Source organism: Proteiniclasticum ruminis (genome assembly GCF_900115135.1).
Taxonomy (GTDB): Bacteria; Bacillota; Clostridia; order Clostridiales; family Clostridiaceae; genus Proteiniclasticum; species Proteiniclasticum ruminis_A.
Genome location: NZ_FOVK01000002.1, coordinates 203,038 through 219,608, shown reverse-complemented (window position 1 = coordinate 219,608; position 16,571 = coordinate 203,038). Strand labels below are relative to the sequence as shown.

At 42.1% G+C, this 16,571-nt stretch carries 12 protein-coding genes and 2 tRNA genes; 3 read left to right on the top strand and 11 right to left on the bottom strand.

The features are described from left to right. Positions 1-19: 19 nt before the first annotated feature. The 5 genes from BM243_RS05655 to BM243_RS05635 all read right to left on the bottom strand — a co-directional run bounded on the left by BM243_RS05655 (position 20) and on the right by BM243_RS05635 (position 6,385). The gene (locus BM243_RS05655) at positions 20-1,762 is read right to left on the bottom strand and encodes an ABC transporter ATP-binding protein (RefSeq protein WP_074911242.1); all 1,743 of its coding nucleotides are present in this window, start codon (positions 1,760-1,762) and stop codon (positions 20-22) included. Between the two features lie 580 nt (positions 1,763-2,342). After that, entirely contained in the window at positions 2,343-3,068 is a 726-nt protein-coding gene (locus BM243_RS05650) for a DUF2161 family putative PD-(D/E)XK-type phosphodiesterase (protein WP_074911240.1), read from the bottom strand. Positions 3,069-3,369: 301 nt separating this feature from the next. Then, positions 3,370-4,029, bottom strand: coding sequence for a DUF4276 family protein (locus BM243_RS05645; protein WP_074911239.1), 660 nt, complete (start codon positions 4,027-4,029; stop codon positions 3,370-3,372). Then, positions 4,026-5,126: an AAA family ATPase gene (locus BM243_RS05640; protein ID WP_074911237.1), complete on the bottom strand. Its 1,101-nt coding sequence runs from the start codon at positions 5,124-5,126 to the stop codon at positions 4,026-4,028. Before BM243_RS05640 ends, BM243_RS05645 begins: the two co-directional genes overlap by 4 nt. Positions 5,127-5,806: 680 nt before the next feature. Next, positions 5,807-6,385 carry a DUF937 domain-containing protein gene (locus BM243_RS05635; protein ID WP_074911236.1) on the bottom strand — a complete coding sequence of 193 codons (579 nt, stop codon included), beginning with the start codon at positions 6,383-6,385 and terminating at the stop codon, positions 5,807-5,809. A gap of 174 nt (positions 6,386-6,559) precedes the next feature. On the opposite strand from BM243_RS05635, the gene BM243_RS05630 reads away from it, so the two are divergent. Both BM243_RS05630 and BM243_RS05625 read left to right on the top strand, forming a co-directional pair. After that, the gene (locus tag BM243_RS05630) at positions 6,560-7,132 is read left to right on the top strand and encodes a TetR/AcrR family transcriptional regulator (protein WP_074911234.1); all 573 of its coding nucleotides are present in this window, start codon (positions 6,560-6,562) and stop codon (positions 7,130-7,132) included. Between the two features lie 69 nt (positions 7,133-7,201). Next, complete coding sequence (locus tag BM243_RS05625) at positions 7,202-8,143, top strand: cation diffusion facilitator family transporter (protein WP_083422642.1); 942 nt, start codon at positions 7,202-7,204, stop codon at positions 8,141-8,143. Between the two features lie 71 nt (positions 8,144-8,214). Here BM243_RS05625 and BM243_RS05620 read toward each other — a convergent pair whose 3' ends face one another. From BM243_RS05620 to BM243_RS05600, 6 genes are all read right to left on the bottom strand, one after another. Then, positions 8,215-9,231, bottom strand: coding sequence for an HAAS signaling domain-containing protein (locus BM243_RS05620; RefSeq protein WP_074911233.1), 1,017 nt, complete (start codon positions 9,229-9,231; stop codon positions 8,215-8,217). Between the two features lies 1 nt (position 9,232). After that, the gene (locus BM243_RS05615; RefSeq protein ID WP_074911231.1) at positions 9,233-9,574 is read right to left on the bottom strand and encodes a PadR family transcriptional regulator; all 342 of its coding nucleotides are present in this window, start codon (positions 9,572-9,574) and stop codon (positions 9,233-9,235) included. A 143-nt stretch (positions 9,575-9,717) separates the two neighbouring features. Further along, positions 9,718-9,849, bottom strand: coding sequence for a hypothetical protein (locus tag BM243_RS15480; RefSeq protein ID WP_278335440.1), 132 nt, complete (start codon positions 9,847-9,849; stop codon positions 9,718-9,720). A 337-nt stretch (positions 9,850-10,186) separates the two neighbouring features. Continuing rightward, positions 10,187-13,657, bottom strand: a complete 3,471-nt coding sequence (locus BM243_RS05610) for a flagellin N-terminal helical domain-containing protein (protein ID WP_074911229.1) — start codon at positions 13,655-13,657, stop codon at positions 10,187-10,189. Between the two features lie 277 nt (positions 13,658-13,934). Beyond that, positions 13,935-14,019: transfer RNA gene (locus tag BM243_RS05605), tRNA-Leu, on the bottom strand. 36 nt (positions 14,020-14,055) lie between these two features. Beyond that, positions 14,056-14,141 (bottom strand) — tRNA-Leu (locus tag BM243_RS05600). Positions 14,142-14,477: 336 nt separating this feature from the next. Between BM243_RS05600 and pulA the strand changes: the two genes are divergently transcribed. After that, positions 14,478-16,490, top strand: a complete 2,013-nt coding sequence (gene pulA / locus BM243_RS05595) for a type I pullulanase (protein WP_083422641.1) — start codon at positions 14,478-14,480, stop codon at positions 16,488-16,490. Positions 16,491-16,571: the final 81 nt, after the last annotated feature.

The window sequence follows — 16,571 nt, the reverse complement described above, 5'->3', positions numbered from 1 at the left end:
CACCCCTTTTATGACGCTCTTAGATCGCCATCTGCTGCAGATCCCAAATTCTCTTGTAGAGTCCTTCCTCACGGATGAGGGATTCATGGGTGCCCTTCTGGACCACTCGGCCTTCATCGAGAACGATGATCTGGTCGGCTTCCGCCAGGGTCTGTATTCTGTGGCTGATGATGAGCGTTGTGATGTCTTTGCTTCGTTCCTTCAGCGCCTGACGGATACGAAGATCCGTTTCGGTGTCCACTGCACTCAAGGAGTCATCGAAAATCAGAATTCTCTTGTCTTCATCGATGATGGTTCTCGCAATGGCGATGCGCTGCTTTTGTCCACCGGATAAGGAAACTCCCTTTTCTCCGATGATGGTGTCATATCCGTCCTTAAAGGTCAGGATATTGTTATGGATGGATGCAGCTTTGGCTGCATCGAAGATGTCTTTTTCCTTGTAGGCTCTCTTGGTGATGCCAATGTTTTCCTTGACGGTTTTCGCGTAAAGGTGTGGCTCCTGAAGCACAAGTCCAATCTTCTTTCTGATGTGGCCTCTCTTTATGGTCTTCAGCTCATGTCCGTCCACTTTGATGCTGCCCTCATAGTCGTAGAGCCTCTGAAGAAGATGAACCAGGGTAGACTTTCCGGATCCTGTAGATCCTAAGATGCCAAGGGTCTGTCCTTTTCGCACCTCAAAGGAGATGTCATTTAGGACTTTCTGATGCGCGTCATAGGCAAAACTCACATGGCTGAAGGAGATGTTTCCTTCAATCTCCGGTGTTCTTTCAAACTCCTTGTCCTCTTCCACCTCTTCAGAGAGAATCTCCTCGATACGGTCCAGGGCCACGGTGGTCTTACCAAACTCACTGAGAAGTCTTCCCAGCTGCTTCACTGGCCATAAAAGCATGGACACATAGGTGATGAAGGCCGTTAGGGTTCCGATGGTCAGTTCTCCCCGGATGACCATACCTGCTCCCACCACGAGAACAATACCGTTCTGCATGAGGGTCAGAAGGTCCGAGGAAGCCCAGAACACCGCTAATGTCTCAATGAGTTTATAAGTGACAGTCTTATGATTCCTGTTCACTTCATCAAAACGCTCGATCTCAAACTCTTCTCTGCCGAAGGCTCTCACCACTCTCACCCCAGAGAGATTCTCCTGGAGCACTGTGGTGAGGCTTCCTTCTGCTTCATCTGACTTTTTGAAGGTCTTCTGGATCTTCGTGAAGAAGATGTAGCTGAAGAAAAAGAGAATTGGAATCATGATCATGGAGTAGAGTGTCAGCTCCACATTCATGGTGCCCATGATGACCAAAGTGAAAACCAGCATGAAGATAATTCTTCCCAGGTCCACCACTTGGACACCGATGAACCGGCGTACCATTTCCACGTCAGAGGTGCACCTTTGCACCATATCTCCCGTCTCTTTCTTGGTATGACGTTCAAAGGTCATGTACTGAATCTGACGGTAGAGTTTTTCTCTGATTTCTTTTGCAATATTCTCAGCAGCATAGCTGGAGAGGTATCCCTTGAGGAACATAAAGATGCCCCGGAATAAACTCATGATGACAATGATCCATACCACACCCCAGAGACTCTTTCCAAAGGCGTCCATGAGGAACTGGAGGTTCCCTGCAGGCACATCGCCTACAATGGAGTCAATGGCGTACTTGATGAGGATCGGCACTGCCAGCTGCATGACTGTGGCCAGCACAATGGATAGAATGGCCAAGGTAAAGACCAGTCCATATCCTTTCAGGTATTTCGTTAGTTTTTTCATGTGTTTTCACGTCCTTTCCTTCTGTCGGTTCTTTTCCTGTGATGAATACTTAAATGAATAAATTCATGGGCTCTCAAATGGTCCAGCCCCCCTTTTATTTTGTAAAAAAAATACACGCAGACTGCCTGCGTGTTTTGCGTAAAATGAGGGAGACCGATCGCTTCTCCGCTCCTTTATGATGCCAGAAACAAATACACTTCATTCCGGACAAAAACAAAACCACAGGCTATGCAGCCTGTGGCTTCCATCTATCTACAAAATTACTTTGCCTCAGCAAAGACATCCGAAAGAGGTGCTCTTCAGGTTACATACCGTATAATTCATTGTATAACTAAAAACAGGCGCAACAATAGCGTCTAGATCAAATACTACACTTGCATTTCTCAAAACTGTATTGTTCATCATCACGTTCGTAACCTCCTCTTTTCGTCGTATCACAGTTTGTCATATGTTCTGTGACCTCTTTCATCATAATTCATCATTTAGGACTTGACAACCCCCAAAAATGAATTTTCTAACTTTTTCCACGATTTCCCCTAGACTTCTTCAGAATCTAAAGTAAAAACCCTTGACAAACCAGTCAGGATTCCGTATCCACCGTCTCTTTCTGAAGTGAATCCTCTTTCTCATACTCCATCATGAACCCTAGAAGCAGGGATTCATAGACTTTTTCCACCGCACCTGCGCTTTTTAAGGCATATTTTCCATGTCCAACTTTTTCAAACCACTGATAATAATTTTTCGATAAGAGCGTTCCTTTCAGTCCTCTTTCTTTCAGATCCTTGGGAGAAATATGTCCTTTCACCCGGATCAGTGCTGCTGCCCTTAATGCATCTTCCCGGTACGCTGTTAAAAGCTTTTTTCCTCTGGATCCCCCTTTGTTCCCATCCACGGACCTCTTCTCTGTTTCTTTCAGGATCCGGACCTTCTCTTTCAGGCTGGAGCGTTTTCCTTTTTGAAGATCATACAGGGAGGGCTCCAGCACTTCCACCGCTTCCCCCTTCTCCACATCCACATAAAGAAGCCCCAGCTCCAGGCGTTTCAGCATATAGAGAAGGTTCATAAAAGCTCTGTTCTTCACCACCCGTTTGGGTTTCGGCACGGCCAGATACACCAGGTCACAGGTTTTCTGCCGAAGCGTCCCTTGGGTCAGAAGCTCCACCGTGAGACCTTTCTTCAGCTCAATACCCACCAGAAGATTTTCTTTCACAGCCACCACATCTATATCCCGGACCTCACTTCTCACAAGAAAACCGCGGTCCTCAAAATAGGTTTTCACCGGCATATACAAGTCTGTTTCTTTCAATGAATCCCACCCCTTTATGACTCCTATTATACAAGGGATGGGCCAAAAAAGAAAAGAACTCTGACGTGTCAAAACTCTTTTCTGTAAAAGCAGATCTATTTTATTTCTTTCCGAAGAAGCCCCCCATAAGGTCATCCACAAAGCTGCCATCCTGATCCTTGTCCAGAATGTTTTGGTCCATATCCAGCTAATAAGAAGTAATGAGATTCTCTTTTCAAGTTACTCATTTATTATGAATCAGGCACTTGTATTTAGTTTCTGATTCACGACACAATGATTTATTCTAATATAAAAGAGTAATCTAAAATGACTCTTTTATGCTTTTGATTTTTTCCACCCATCTCGCAAAATGTTGGCACTCTTGCATCAATATATCAATACCAATACTCTTGGAAAGCAACGTACCATTCTTAACTTTAGCATAATTAGGAATAAGTGATTCTAATCGCTTTGATGGAGCTGTTTCAGGAGAGTTATTAATATGTTCCGGGGAAATTGCTTCGTTTCTCATTTCACGTATTTTTTCCACTGTTTCAACATCAGTGATTTCTGTAAATGAATCGGGTGAAGAAAAAAGCATACCTTCAAACTCATGCAGGATTAAGTTAAAAAAGCAATTCTGGTGTTCTATATCTTTATTGATTGCTTCTTCAATAAGCTCCATTCTTTTATATAAATCTTTTTCTGCACATCCAATATTGGGTGTGTTGGGTGGCATAGCATAATAGTCAAACATAGTTGTGATCTTTTCATTTTTATGTTGCTTACAAAGAATTGCTAATTCAGTTTTAATTTTCTTATAGTCACTAACACCACCTTTAAATTTTTTAGTGGTAGTTCGTTTTGTAGTGCAAATTATAGGTGTAACATAAATTGATAAATTTGCAAAATACGGCCCCAACAGCTCGTTAATAAAAGCCTCTTCTGTCTGCCCTTCACATAGAATATATACTCTTTTCATTTTGAGAGTCTCCCTCCCAAAACATTCTTTTTCCACAAATCACCTAATGCATAATCGCTTTCGAGCCAAGCTTCCAGTTCATTTACATCTAATCTTTTGAAAACTGATCCATGATCTGTACGATCTACTACTATAATATCTTCAACATCGAATTCATTGAGCAACTCAACAGATTGGGTTGAAATAATTATCTGCTTCTCGTCCGACAGCTGTTTTACCATTTCAGAAAAAATCGTAATTGCGTAGGGATGCAACCCTAACTCAGGCTCATCTACAATAATTGTTGCGGGTTGAAGTTCGTGTGGTTGTAGTAAAAGTGTAGCAAGACAAATAAACCTAAGTGTTCCATCTGAAAATTGAGAAGCATTAAAAACATCGTCACAACCTATTTGCTGCCACTTCAACGTAATTAGTTCTCTATTTGCTTCTAGCGGTTCAAGCACAAAGTCTTTAAAATACGGTGCTATGAGCTGGATGGTCCCTACAATTTCATTATAGCTTTTTTTATAGTTTTCCTTTAACCGATATAGAAAAGCAGCTAGATTTCCTGCATCATTCATTAACACCTGATTGTTAGACAGGTTATGTTCTTGTTTCACCTTAGAACTTCTACCCGTATCATGAAAATGATACACACGCCAATTTTGCTTAGAAAGGATGGGTTTAATATAATCATCAAGGCTATTATTTACCCCAGATTGCCACATGGATTCACTATTGCCTCCTGCAACGGTACTTTTATTTTCAAAAGTACCATAATAACCAAAATATTCTCGTCTGAATATAATTCTATTGTCATCAGTAGGAATTAAATTAAATCCATATGAGTTATTTCCAAAAAAAACCTGGAAAGCAATCTCGTCAGTTACTTTTCTACCATTATAAAATAAAGAATTCAATCCACTTTGTGCAACGAATACTTGCAAATTCTGTGTTAGAATGTTTTGCAATAAGGTAAAAGCAGAAATAAAATTTGACTTTCCAGCCCCATTGCTGCCAATCACAACATTTATTTTTCTGAGTTTGATGCTGGCTTCCTTTATTGATTTATATCCTGAAATGTTAATTCTACTTAACTGATCCGCAGATAGTCTCATTGTTCTCCTCCGTTCAGGTTGTCTCAATTTAAGATAAAACAAATTGGTTTATTCCAATTATACGTGCAGATACTTCTCCTTTACCACAATTCAAGTAACTACAAATACTATATAACACTAAAGATTCTCACTATTAAAAGTATAACACAAACCCAAAAAGTGTGAAATTCATTTTTACCTTAACCCGACTTTCTTATTCTGGTCGCTCTTCTTACAAACGATTCAGATGTATTGTTTTAGGTTAACATAGTTCATAAATCTTCACTTTTTAGCTTTTAATATAAAAGAACTATAATAAAACCTAGTGAATCAAATAAATATTACCCTTTATTTGTTGGCTACGATACTTAGTCAACAACTTTTCTTTAAAAATCAAACGCGAGTATTCTCTCATTGTCGAACTGAACGAATACAAGAAGTATTTTAGAAATCAAAAATACAACTGCATTAATTTGTATGTTAGATCATTCAGGCTCAGTACTATTATATTTTAATAAGACCAAATTAATCCACTAATTTCACTATGCTTTTATTTCTTATTTATTTCATTATTGTCGATCAAACCATATGTAAAATGAGCAACTGCAACAATACAATCGCTCATTTTATTTTCTACTCATATTATTTATTCTTAACTAACTGCATTTTTAAAGATCTTCATGACACCTAGGCCATACATATCATTTCTTCCCAAAGAAGCCCCCCATCAAGTCGTCCACAAAGCTGCCATCCTGATCCTTGTCCAGAATGTTCTTTGCCATATCCATAAGGCCGTTGCCACTGCCGCCACTTAAGATCTTTCCGAGAGAACCCGTGAGATCTGGAAGACTGTCTTTACTGATATTCTCTTCCTTTTTCTTCTTTCCCAGCATGCCGATGAGAACCGGAGCCAGCATGGCAAGAAGTCCTGTGACCTGACTGGAGGATAAACCCGAGCTCTTGGAAATGCTGCTCTCCACCTGATTTTTCTTTCCTCCCAGAATATGCCCCAGCATCTTCTGACCGTCCTGAAGATCCATGCTGCCAAGGAAGCTTTGAAGATCCTCCACATTGTCTTCGCTGTGGTCTTCCAGAGCCTTATTGAGTGAAGCTCTCTTTTCTTCATCCTTGGCATTTTTATTCAGCGCTTCCACAAGAGTTGGAACGCTGAGTTTTGCCGCTTTCTGCACTTCTTCTGGTCTGGCACCCACTTTTTTCGCAATCTCCTCGATGGTCTGACCTTCGGAAAGAAGGGAACCAAGTACATTTGATAAATCCATGAAACATCATCTCCTTTAGCCAAAGTATAGCACGGGAGCCCCTTTCCTTTCCCGAAGAATCTATGAACAAAATGTCAAGTTTACGGGCAGCTTTGACCAAAATTCGACTCTGTGATATGATGGTAAGGAAAATGACTGACAGTCATTCAGTAGCCAGCAGAAAAAGGAGTTGCCATGAACAAGAAAGAAGCTTTACTCCACGCCGCGGTTCATCTCATGGGTGAGCACGGATTTGAGAAAACATCCGTATCCCAGATCGTGAAAGAAGCAGGGGTTGCCCAAGGCACCTTTTATCTTTATTTCCAGTCAAAAAGCGCCCTGGTCCTCAGCATCGCCCAGTCCATCATTGAAGACCTTCTTTCTGAAGCGAAAAAGTTTCCGGAAGTCTCAAGCGTCTCCCTGGAAGAGTTTCTAGGAAGTATCACAGACCTGACCTTCTCCATGACCAGGAAACATAAGAAGCTCATCGGGTTTGTCTATTCCGGCACAGCCTACTACTCTTCTTTTCAAGAATGGGAACGGCTCTATGAGCCTTACTATGCATGGCTTTCTGAAAAGCTGCGGTATTATCAGGAACAGAAACTTCTAAAGGACGGGTATGACACAGATCACTTGGCCAACTACCTGGTAGGTCTTCTGGAACATGGTGCGGAGCAGGTGCACCTGACAGAAGCCAAAGGATTTACAGAAGAGATTTCTAAAAGCACACTGCACACAATGATTCTCGAAGCTCTGAGAGCTTCCTAAAACAACAAAATATAGCAAGAAAGGGGTGCTGACCGCGGCTTTCCAAGGGGTGACGAGACCTCAAAAGAAATGAGTTTGGAAACCGCAAAAAGTATCATGAAGACACAAGTAACAGAAAAAAGGCTCTTATCCCATTCCCTGATTCTATCCATTTTATTTTCCGTCATCGGCGTTGGGGCCGGACTATATACCCGTTCCCAAATGATCATGTTCGACGGACTCTATTCTTTATTAAGTGTGGTGCTCTCTTATCTGTCTCTCGCCTCCGCCAGGTTCATGTCCAAAAATGACTGGAAGAAATTCCCCTTCGGTAAATCCATCGTGGAACCTTTGGTCATCATTGTAAAATACTCCGCGATCCTCATTATGCTGGGAGCTTCGGTCATCGGAGCTGTGTATGCAATTTTAACTGGTGGCCGTCCAGTGGATAAAGATATGGCGCTCTTTTATGCCATCTTCTCATCCCTGGCCTGTCTCATCATGTATCTTCACCTGAGAAGACAGTCTAAAAAGCAGCAGTCCGGACTTCTCAGTGCAGAATCCTCCCAGTGGCTTTTTGACACCTACGCAAGTTTCGGTGTTCTTGTCACCTTTATCCTGGTGTACGTGCTGGATCACTTCAATGTGTATCCCGCCTACCTGAACTACATCGATCCTCTCATTGTACTGGTCACCGCTGCAAGTTTTGCCAAGGTGCCTTTTGTCTCCATCCGTATGGCCATGAAAGAAGTCCTTGGTGTTTCTCCAGAAGGAGAACTGGCCCGAAATCTGGATGCACTGACAAAAGAGATGGAAAGAAAATACAAAATGAAGGAATCCTTCCTGCGGGTCACCAAAAGACGAAAGCTTCTCCGAGTGGAAATTGACTTCATTGTGGATGAACACTCTCTGGTCCAGACCATCAAAGAACAGGATGCTGTCCGGGAAGAGCTGGAAAGAAAACTCCATCCCATCAAGACAGACAAATGGATCACCGTGGCTTTCACGTCAAATAGAAAATTTGCGCTATAACTCATAGACATCCTATAGATTGTACGGAAAAAGACCGGAAGAGCTTACTAAAAGCTTTCCCGGTCTTCTTTCTATGCTTCTTTTTTTCTCATCCCTTTTCGCACCTTATAGAGTGTGCTGAGGCTGTCAATGAGGCTCAGCACCACAATGAGAACCCCCGTAAAGATCTTTCCTCTTGTGATCCATTCCTTCGCCACCTCTGGCGCCAGTCCCATACTTTCCTGAAGCTCTGTGTACAGCGCAGGATTAAGCAGAGCCCCGTCAGTGAGAATCACAATAGCAAGGACACAGAACCCCAGTTCGAAGACCAGATTGAAGACGGCCATGGGCATGTCCCAATATTCTTTCACCATCTGCCAGATGAATAAGATCACCTGAGCTATGGCAAAGATCCAGAAAAGTGGCAGATAGCTCTGCAGCCTCTCTAAGTGGAACACCGGAATATTCTCCAGGGTGCCTCCATCTTTCATCCAGAAGATGCCAAACTTGTCGGACCCCATATAGAGGAAAATCATAAAGATGACGGTGACCACCAAAGAAATGGCAGCCTCCACCTTGGAGATCTTCAGGGATGTGCTGGAAGGTACAGGCGCCAAGTCTCTAGGAGACCACTCTTTTTTGAAGAGTTCATGATACCCTTCTTCAGCAGCCGTGTTTTCCAGTATCACAAAGGATACGGTGACCCAGAAAGCAGCCTGAAGTCCTCCTGAAATACTGGAAGAAATGATTGTGCCAATGAGCCGTCCAATCTCTCCCACTCCGAAAGATTCCGTAGATGTGCCAAAAACAAAGGAAACCAGATTCACCACTAGAAGGACAATCATGACGATGCTGACCACAAGTTTCAGCACCTCCAGATATTTATCAAAGTAGGAAGGTCCTATCAGATATCTTTTCCTGGTATTATACTCTTCTGAGAGTTTTCTTGGACTTCCTAACGACTTCAGAACCTTAAGCACTTCTTCCTCTGAGGGGCTTTCCGGCAGCATGTCGAGGATATTGCCTCTCAGCTCCATGGCCACATCTTCTCTTTGGGCTTCTGGCAGGTATTTGGTTACGGCATAAATGTATCTTTCCATCATTTCCATTTTACTTTCCCTCCTTTAGCAGATCGTCCATGGTGGCTGTAAGTCCCAGCCATTCACTCTTTAAGACTGTAAAAACCCGGCTTCCTTTTTCACTCAGCACATAGAACTTTCTGGGACGGCTTTCTGTGGTATCCCATTCACTGGTGAGAAGCTCCTGCTTCTCCAGTCTGCGAAGAAGCGGATACAGCGTTCCAGGCTCTATAGGCACGCCCTTATCCTCCAGCTTCTGTACAAGAGAATAGCCATATTCCTTTTCACTTAATTGGCTGAGGACAGACAGCACTAAGGTTCCACGCTTCAGCTCAATCAGAAACGAATTCAGCAGTTCATCCATGGTATTCATTCTCATCACCTCTTACTCATACTATAGTGTATGACGTACACTAATGTCAATATTATTTTATCGTACTTCACACAAACTTAAAAAATCAGCAGGACGATTATAGGTTTCCCTGAATCGGCCTGCTGATCTAACACACAATATGTTTATCTGAATAATGGTCTCTTTCTGTTGCTTCTGAAGCTATACCAAACCTCTTTCTTTTCGGTTTCTTTGAATAGTTTCAGACCAAACATCTCCAGTGGTGTCCAGATTTTTTTGAAATGATAATATGGCATACGTTCTCCCCCGTTTTAATGATGTCACTTGTACTCACTTAAATAACACTTCATTATATATATTTATACTTATACTTATAAACACATCCATTCCGTAAATAGTTTAAATCATATTTTTTATGTTGAATAAGTTCTTAAAAAGTTACTATAATAATATCATAGTTTATATTTAGATTCAATCCGACTCATTTCATGGTTTATACGGATATTGATAAAATTGTTTTTAAATATTTACCATCTTATTATAGTGATATTAATATATAAAATGAAAAAGCAACCTCTCATTTTCAGAAAGATTGCTTTTTTCATTTTCTTTGTTATTTTTTTATAATACCTATCAAGAAATCAGCGATAATATACTCTCACTGTTGTTTAGCTGATGTACTTGCAGAGCGATGACAGCTTGTTCTAAAATTGAACTTTTTATTTGAACCATCATCTCCTTAGCATAATCCACATCCATAATTCTGCTCATGGCAGAGGTAGTATTCTCTTCCAGCACTGCAAGATTGTTCGATATGGCCTCCAGCCTGTTTTGAGTCGCTCCTAGAGAGCCCATCTCAGACTGTACTTTATATAGAAGATGATCCACGATCCCTATGGTCTCTTCTGCATACTCTCTGGTGTCCAGCCGGAGCTGGTCTGTGGTGAAAAGCATATTTTCCATGGCGCTTATGCTGACTTGAAATGAATCACCACCATTTGCCCCCACTTGGAATTTGTAGGATTGAGGCATAAATTCAGTTATGAACTCTGCAGCGTAATCTAATGTAATGTCATACTCATTAAACCTGAATTTGAGCTGGTCCGAGAGAACTACCTTTCCATTTTCGAGTTCAAAGTATAATTCGAGCAGATTTCCGTTTTCATCCAGAAAACTTTCCTCTACTGCATTTAGTCCATTTTTTCGTATCGTGATCTTCATATCTTCTTTATTAATGAAGGACTCGAAATTCTCAGAGGAAATCCATTGGTCCTTATATGGGTCAAACCCCATACCTCTGTCATCATACACAATATTCTCTACAGGAAACCAAGAAGCACTAAGGACATATCCTGGTTTATCCAAAGCCGCATCCAGCCTTGCATCACCAACTAACACAACTTTGTTATCAACAATCTGATATCCGTTAAACCCATTACTCTCATTCGCTTCATGGACTTCAACACCATCCACATAGAGCTTATTCAGTTTGTGATCTTCCTTTACTAGAAACTCGGACTTCCCACCGATATACGTAATCTTTAGCGGCAATCCCTCAAACAACATAGGTCTGCTCTCGCCATGAAGTGAAATCTGTGTTCCATTATATAAGTATCCATTTTCACCATCATGCTCCACTTCTTCCAGCTTTCCTTCTGAGTTTGTCCGGTATAATCTGAGGTTCTTTATGGCACTGTTTGCCTCATTGTAAAGCAAATCCAAAGAAACTCCGGAAAAAGAATGATCAAAAGAATCGTTCTCCATACCCATGCTCTTATTTATGGTATTCAGATATCTGACTGTGATGTGATCTCCTACTTCAGGTCTGTCATCCCCCACAAGAATAACTTCTTGAGTGTCTGTATTAAAATACCATCCACTTTTCCCAACTAGATCCGACGAGTCCTTTATAAAGTCAATCTCACGATTGTTCTGGTCAAAGACCCCCAGACTCAACGAACCCTCTTTTTCATAGAAATCAACATAGTCTAAATATGGAATCTTTATATGATAATTCGGGGAATCCACTTGATAATCTTTCATATACTTCACAATGAATCTAGAGCTTTCATTATATTTATTACTCGCATTTAGTTTCTGAGCGGCATCGGTAAATATTATGGAAGCATTCGTACTGTTGTATGTATAGTCAACTCCATACTGAAGCAGAGTCTCTTCCAACCCTTCTTTCCGATAAATCTCTATGGAATCTGGCTTCCCATCATGATTAACATCATAAATATCAGGATTCAGCTCATATTTTGTATTGTTTTCATAATGGTATAGTTTGTATTCTGAAGAAGCGTAATCTCCATAGTTTTCAAAATAGTACGCCTGATAGATTGGTATCCCTACTGAATTAATACTTCTAAAATCAGCTCTTATACCATCATTGATTCTTATCACTCCCGTCTCTGAAGAGTAATGAAATGAATCTGTATCTGCATCATCCATCTGATGACTGATCTCTTTCATCTCACCATTCTCCCTATAATATACCCGGAGAGCCTTATCTGTATCTGCCGATGCTTCAAGGTTATCTTCTTCGATAAACGGATCTACTGTGATTTGAGGATCTTCCGAATAACTGGAATAAAAAACATTCAATCGTTCCGTATTCTGTGGCCTGAGGTTTCCGTAAAACTCCAGATACCCACTATCAAGATCAACATATACACCATTCACCGACTCTTCAGGACCAGGTCGCTCAGCTAAAAAACTGCTGCTATCCAGTGTTTCTACGCGATAGGTGCTCTCTCCATTCTTTCTGATTGTAACGTTAAGACTGATGGCACCTGATTCGCCCCGATAATTATAAAGTTTCATATCAGATGGAATTCTGACTTTATATACACTTGTATCTAGATTCCCAGAATCATCCCGATAATCCCGATAAGAATATTCGTGAGTACTGTTATAATTATCGAGCACATAAAGAATGTCGTTTTCGTATTTATAATAATCGTTAAAAGTATGACCTGTGTCTTCTGAGTACTTGTCTATGACACTTAAACTGGAATTTTTTCTGCTATATACCCCAATATCAGTGAACAGGTTATCCCCTTCAAATTGAGGAAACAAGTTTTTTTCCAGCCGGTATGCATACTCTATTTTTGCATATCCGCTTCCGGTTCCGATGGTAATCTTCTGATCATCTGTATTAAAATTAATTGTTTTCTGTTTGATTTCTCCAGAAGTAGTATAGTATATGAGTTCCTTGCCGCTCTCTGATAGGGATAATCCACCAAAGCCCTTGCTCCAGTCAAAATCATAGCCAATGATTACTTTTGTCTCAACTGTACTTCCTTTGTTCTTGATAAATGCACTTAACGTGGAACCCGAATACTCCATTCTTATTGAACTGTCTTCGAAATTGTGGGCGCTTTTGGAGACCCCCTCGATCGTAACCAATCTACTGTTTTTTTGTAAAAAAGATGGTCTTTCAAGATTTTCTGTATACACTTTCCGTTCATCGATCTGGATTTGGTTCGTAGCAAGTTTTACCAACGTACCATCTGAGAATCCCTTCGAATTGATATCTTTTGATGTCTGTGCGAAAACTGTCTCCTTTGCACCAATGGATACATCTTCCCGATTGTCGATGGTCATTTCTTTTACTTCCAGATATTTTGATTCATTTACAAGACCCATGGATTTCATTTCTGTTCTTGTGATTCTATTTATACCTTGAGCTTGGTTTGACGCTAGGGGTTTATGTGTATTGTACTCTGTCATTCGAACCGCACTGGAAATCACTTTCTTTACTTCATCCATCTCCAGCTGAATCACTTTTCTATCAAGGTCCGACAGGGTGCCTGACGCTGCCTGAACAGAGAGTTCACGCATCCTGTGGAGTGCTTCATTCACCCCCTGGAGTCCCATCTCTGCCACATCAAGGAGGCCCTTCGCATCCATGATGTTTCTTCTCGCCTGGCTGATGCCCCGCACCTTGGCGTTCAGCTTTGTGCTGATGGAAAAACCCGCTGCATTATCACCCGCCCGGTTGATGGCAAGCCCGGAACTGAGCTTTTCCATTGATTTCTTTCTATTCTGTCCTATGGTTCTCAGATGGTCCCCATAGAACAGACTCTGACTTATCCTCATGTCTTCACTCCTGCATCCATACTCTGCTTCTTGTAAAAAGAAGCATGGATCTCTATAAAAGAGATCCGTGGCAATCCTACCACAGTATAGATATCGAAGAAAAATTATATCTTTTAACCCTATTTGTAAATTATTTTAATTTTTATAAACTACTTACTGTTTACATTATTTATATCTATATACACTAACATGGAGATATCACCCTGTGCTCTATTCAACTACTCACACAAGGATGAACACGCAAAAAAACTCTTTGCTTTCACAAAGAGTTTTTTTCTGGTGCAGATGAAGGGAGTCGAACCCCCACGCCTCTCGGCGCTAGATCCTAAGTCTAGTGCGTCTGCCAATTTCGCCACATCTGCAGGTATAGAATTTTGAGCAAAAAAAATAATAAAAAATGGTGCAGATGATGGGACTTGAACCCATACGAGCTGTTGCCCGCTACCCCCTCAAGATAGTGCGTCTGCCATTCCGCCACATCTGCCTGTTTTTTATCACATGTATTATTCTACCCAGTTCGGCCTAAATAGTCAAGGGGAAAATTCATAGAATCCTCATAAAATCAGCAATTTTTTCCACCAAGCCTCTAAAGGTCTTAAGGCTCAAGCTTTATAGAAACAAAAAAAAATCAGATCCATCCACATACGTTAGGACATTCATACTGGAAATTCCTATTTGAAACAAGTGGGATATTTTTTAGATAATCCTTGAGATATCAAGGATTATTCTGTATTATAAACCTGTGACTTTCCCTTGGGATCCGCTGAAAAAGTGCAGCGTTTTTCCAAGGAATTTTTAAGAAAAAAGGAACGAAAACTACATGGCAGAAAAAATATTTCCCACATCCGTCCACGGGGAACTCACAACCCTTCCAAAGATTCTTCCGAACTTCGAAGGCCTGACGGACTTTTACGACTCAGAATTCTTTAAAGAGAATCTCACCTATGAAGGAAAGGATCTCTTTATCCAATATGAAGAAGACCACATCCATGTGCGTCTTTGGGCCCCCATGGCCACAAAGGTGAACTTCCAGCTCTATAACAGGGCAGACGAAAAGACCCCCTTTCTCACCTACGACATGGAGCGCAGCGAAAAGGGCACCTTTCTTCTGAGACTGCCCCTCATGGCCTCCAGCCACTACTACCTCTTTGAGGTACATCATGAAGAAGCAATAACCCATACCCCTGGGCCTTATGCCACCTGTGTTGGCGTCAATGGAGAAAAAGGTTATCTTCTTTCTCTGAAAGAAACGGATCCTGAAAACTTCAGGTCCCACCAGGTTCCCCTTCTTGAGAATCCGGTGGACGCCGTGGTCTATGAAGTGCATGTGAGAGATCTCTCCATCCACGAGGATTCCGGCATTGAGGCAAAGGGAAAATACCTGGGCTTCACCGAAGAAGGCACCAGAAACAAAAAAGGACACAGCACCGGACTCTCCCATCTGAAAGAGATGGGTGTCACCCATGTGCAGCTCCTGCCTGTCTTTGACTTCAACGCCTTGGATGAGCTTGGAGAAGACGGTGCCTACAACTGGGGATACGATCCTCTCAACTATAACGTTCCCGAAGGATCCTACGCCAGCGATCCAAAAGATCCCGCCTCTAGAATCCGGGAACTCAAAAGCCTCATCATGAGTCTTCATAAACATGGTATGGGCGTCATCATGGACGTGGTCTACAACCACACCTACGACGGACTGACCTCCAACTTCCACAAAACCGTGCCCCTCTATTACCATAGAAGCAGTGGTGGAGAGTTCACAGACGCATCTGCCTGTGGCAATGAAACCGCTTCAGAAAGACCCATGATGCGGAAATTCATCATCGATTCTTTGCTCTTCTGGGTGGAAGAATACAAAATGGATGGCTTCCGGTTTGATCTTATGGGCATCCATGATACAGAAACCATGAGAGAGATTGAAAAAGCTCTTCGATCTGTAAAACCGGACATTCTTCTCTATGGAGAAGGCTGGACTGGCGGAAACAGCCCCTTACATGAAGACCTCCGTCTGGTGAAGAGAAACATCAGTCAGGTGACCGGCATTGGCGCTTTCAATGATGATATCCGGGACGGCATCAAAGGCCATGTGTTCTTCAATGAGAAAGGCGGCTTTGTCAGTAGTAGAGGACAGAGAGAATCTGTGAAATTCGGCATCACCGGTGCCGTAAACCATCCCCAGGTGAACTACAGAAGGATCCTCTATACGGATTTCCCCTGGGCACAGAATCCAGGGCAGAGCATCAACTACGTGTCCGCCCATGACAATCTGACTCTTTATGACAAGCTGGAGGCCGCAAACAAAGGCGCCAGCAGAGAAACTCTGAAAGACATGGCAAAGCTTGCCAACACCATCGTTCTCACCAGTCAGGGGGTACCCTTCCTTCATGCAGGCGTGGAGTTTTTAAGAACCAAGGGTGGAGACCACAACTCTTACCGTTCCAGTGACAAGGTAAATGCGCTGAACTGGAGCCAGAAGTCCAGAAACATCGATGTGGTCCAGTACTATAAAGGACTCATTGCACTTCGTAAGGAGTATCCTGCATTCCGCTTGAGAACAGCAGAAGAGATTGGAAAATACCTCAGCTTCTACGGACCGGAAGACCGAAACTTCATCTCCTATACCCTGAAAGACCCCAACGGGTTCTACACCCTTCTGGTGGCGTTCAACGGTGGGGAGAACAGTTTTAAACTGAGAATCCCCAGTGCTCACTGGGATGTCCTTCTGGATAAGGATGAGGCTGGCATTTTGCCTCTATGGAGCACCAAAGAAGCCTCCATTACTCTGAAACCCTACTCTGCCATGATTCTCATGACAAGAGACTCCATCCTGTAATTTTTGTGAAGCCACGGCCTGAGGACATCTTCCTTACGCCGCGGCTTCTTTTATAATTTTTTGACACTTCGCCATCAAAGA

What these genes read in the sequence shown, in the direction of transcription:
- BM243_RS05655 (WP_074911242.1), bottom strand. Translation starts at nt 1,762, where the DNA reads ATGAAAAAACTAACGAAATACCTGAAAGGATATGGACTGGTCTTTACC.
- BM243_RS05645 (WP_074911239.1), bottom strand. Translation starts at nt 4,029, where the DNA reads ATGAAAAGAGTATATATTCTATGTGAAGGGCAGACAGAAGAGGCTTTT.
- BM243_RS05640 (WP_074911237.1), bottom strand. Translation starts at nt 5,126, where the DNA reads ATGAGACTATCTGCGGATCAGTTAAGTAGAATTAACATTTCAGGATAT.
- BM243_RS05635 (WP_074911236.1), bottom strand. Translation starts at nt 6,385, where the DNA reads ATGGATTTATCAAATGTACTTGGTTCCCTTCTTTCCGAAGGTCAGACC.
- BM243_RS05630 (WP_074911234.1), top strand. Translation starts at nt 6,560, where the DNA reads ATGAACAAGAAAGAAGCTTTACTCCACGCCGCGGTTCATCTCATGGGT.
- BM243_RS05625 (WP_083422642.1), top strand. Translation starts at nt 7,202, where the DNA reads ATGAGTTTGGAAACCGCAAAAAGTATCATGAAGACACAAGTAACAGAA.
- BM243_RS05620 (WP_074911233.1), bottom strand. Translation starts at nt 9,231, where the DNA reads ATGGAAATGATGGAAAGATACATTTATGCCGTAACCAAATACCTGCCA.
- BM243_RS05615 (WP_074911231.1), bottom strand. Translation starts at nt 9,574, where the DNA reads ATGAATACCATGGATGAACTGCTGAATTCGTTTCTGATTGAGCTGAAG.
- BM243_RS15480 (WP_278335440.1), bottom strand. Translation starts at nt 9,849, where the DNA reads ATGCCATATTATCATTTCAAAAAAATCTGGACACCACTGGAGATGTTT.
- BM243_RS05610 (WP_074911229.1), bottom strand. Translation starts at nt 13,657, where the DNA reads ATGAGGATAAGTCAGAGTCTGTTCTATGGGGACCATCTGAGAACCATA.
- pulA (WP_083422641.1), top strand. Translation starts at nt 14,478, where the DNA reads ATGGCAGAAAAAATATTTCCCACATCCGTCCACGGGGAACTCACAACC.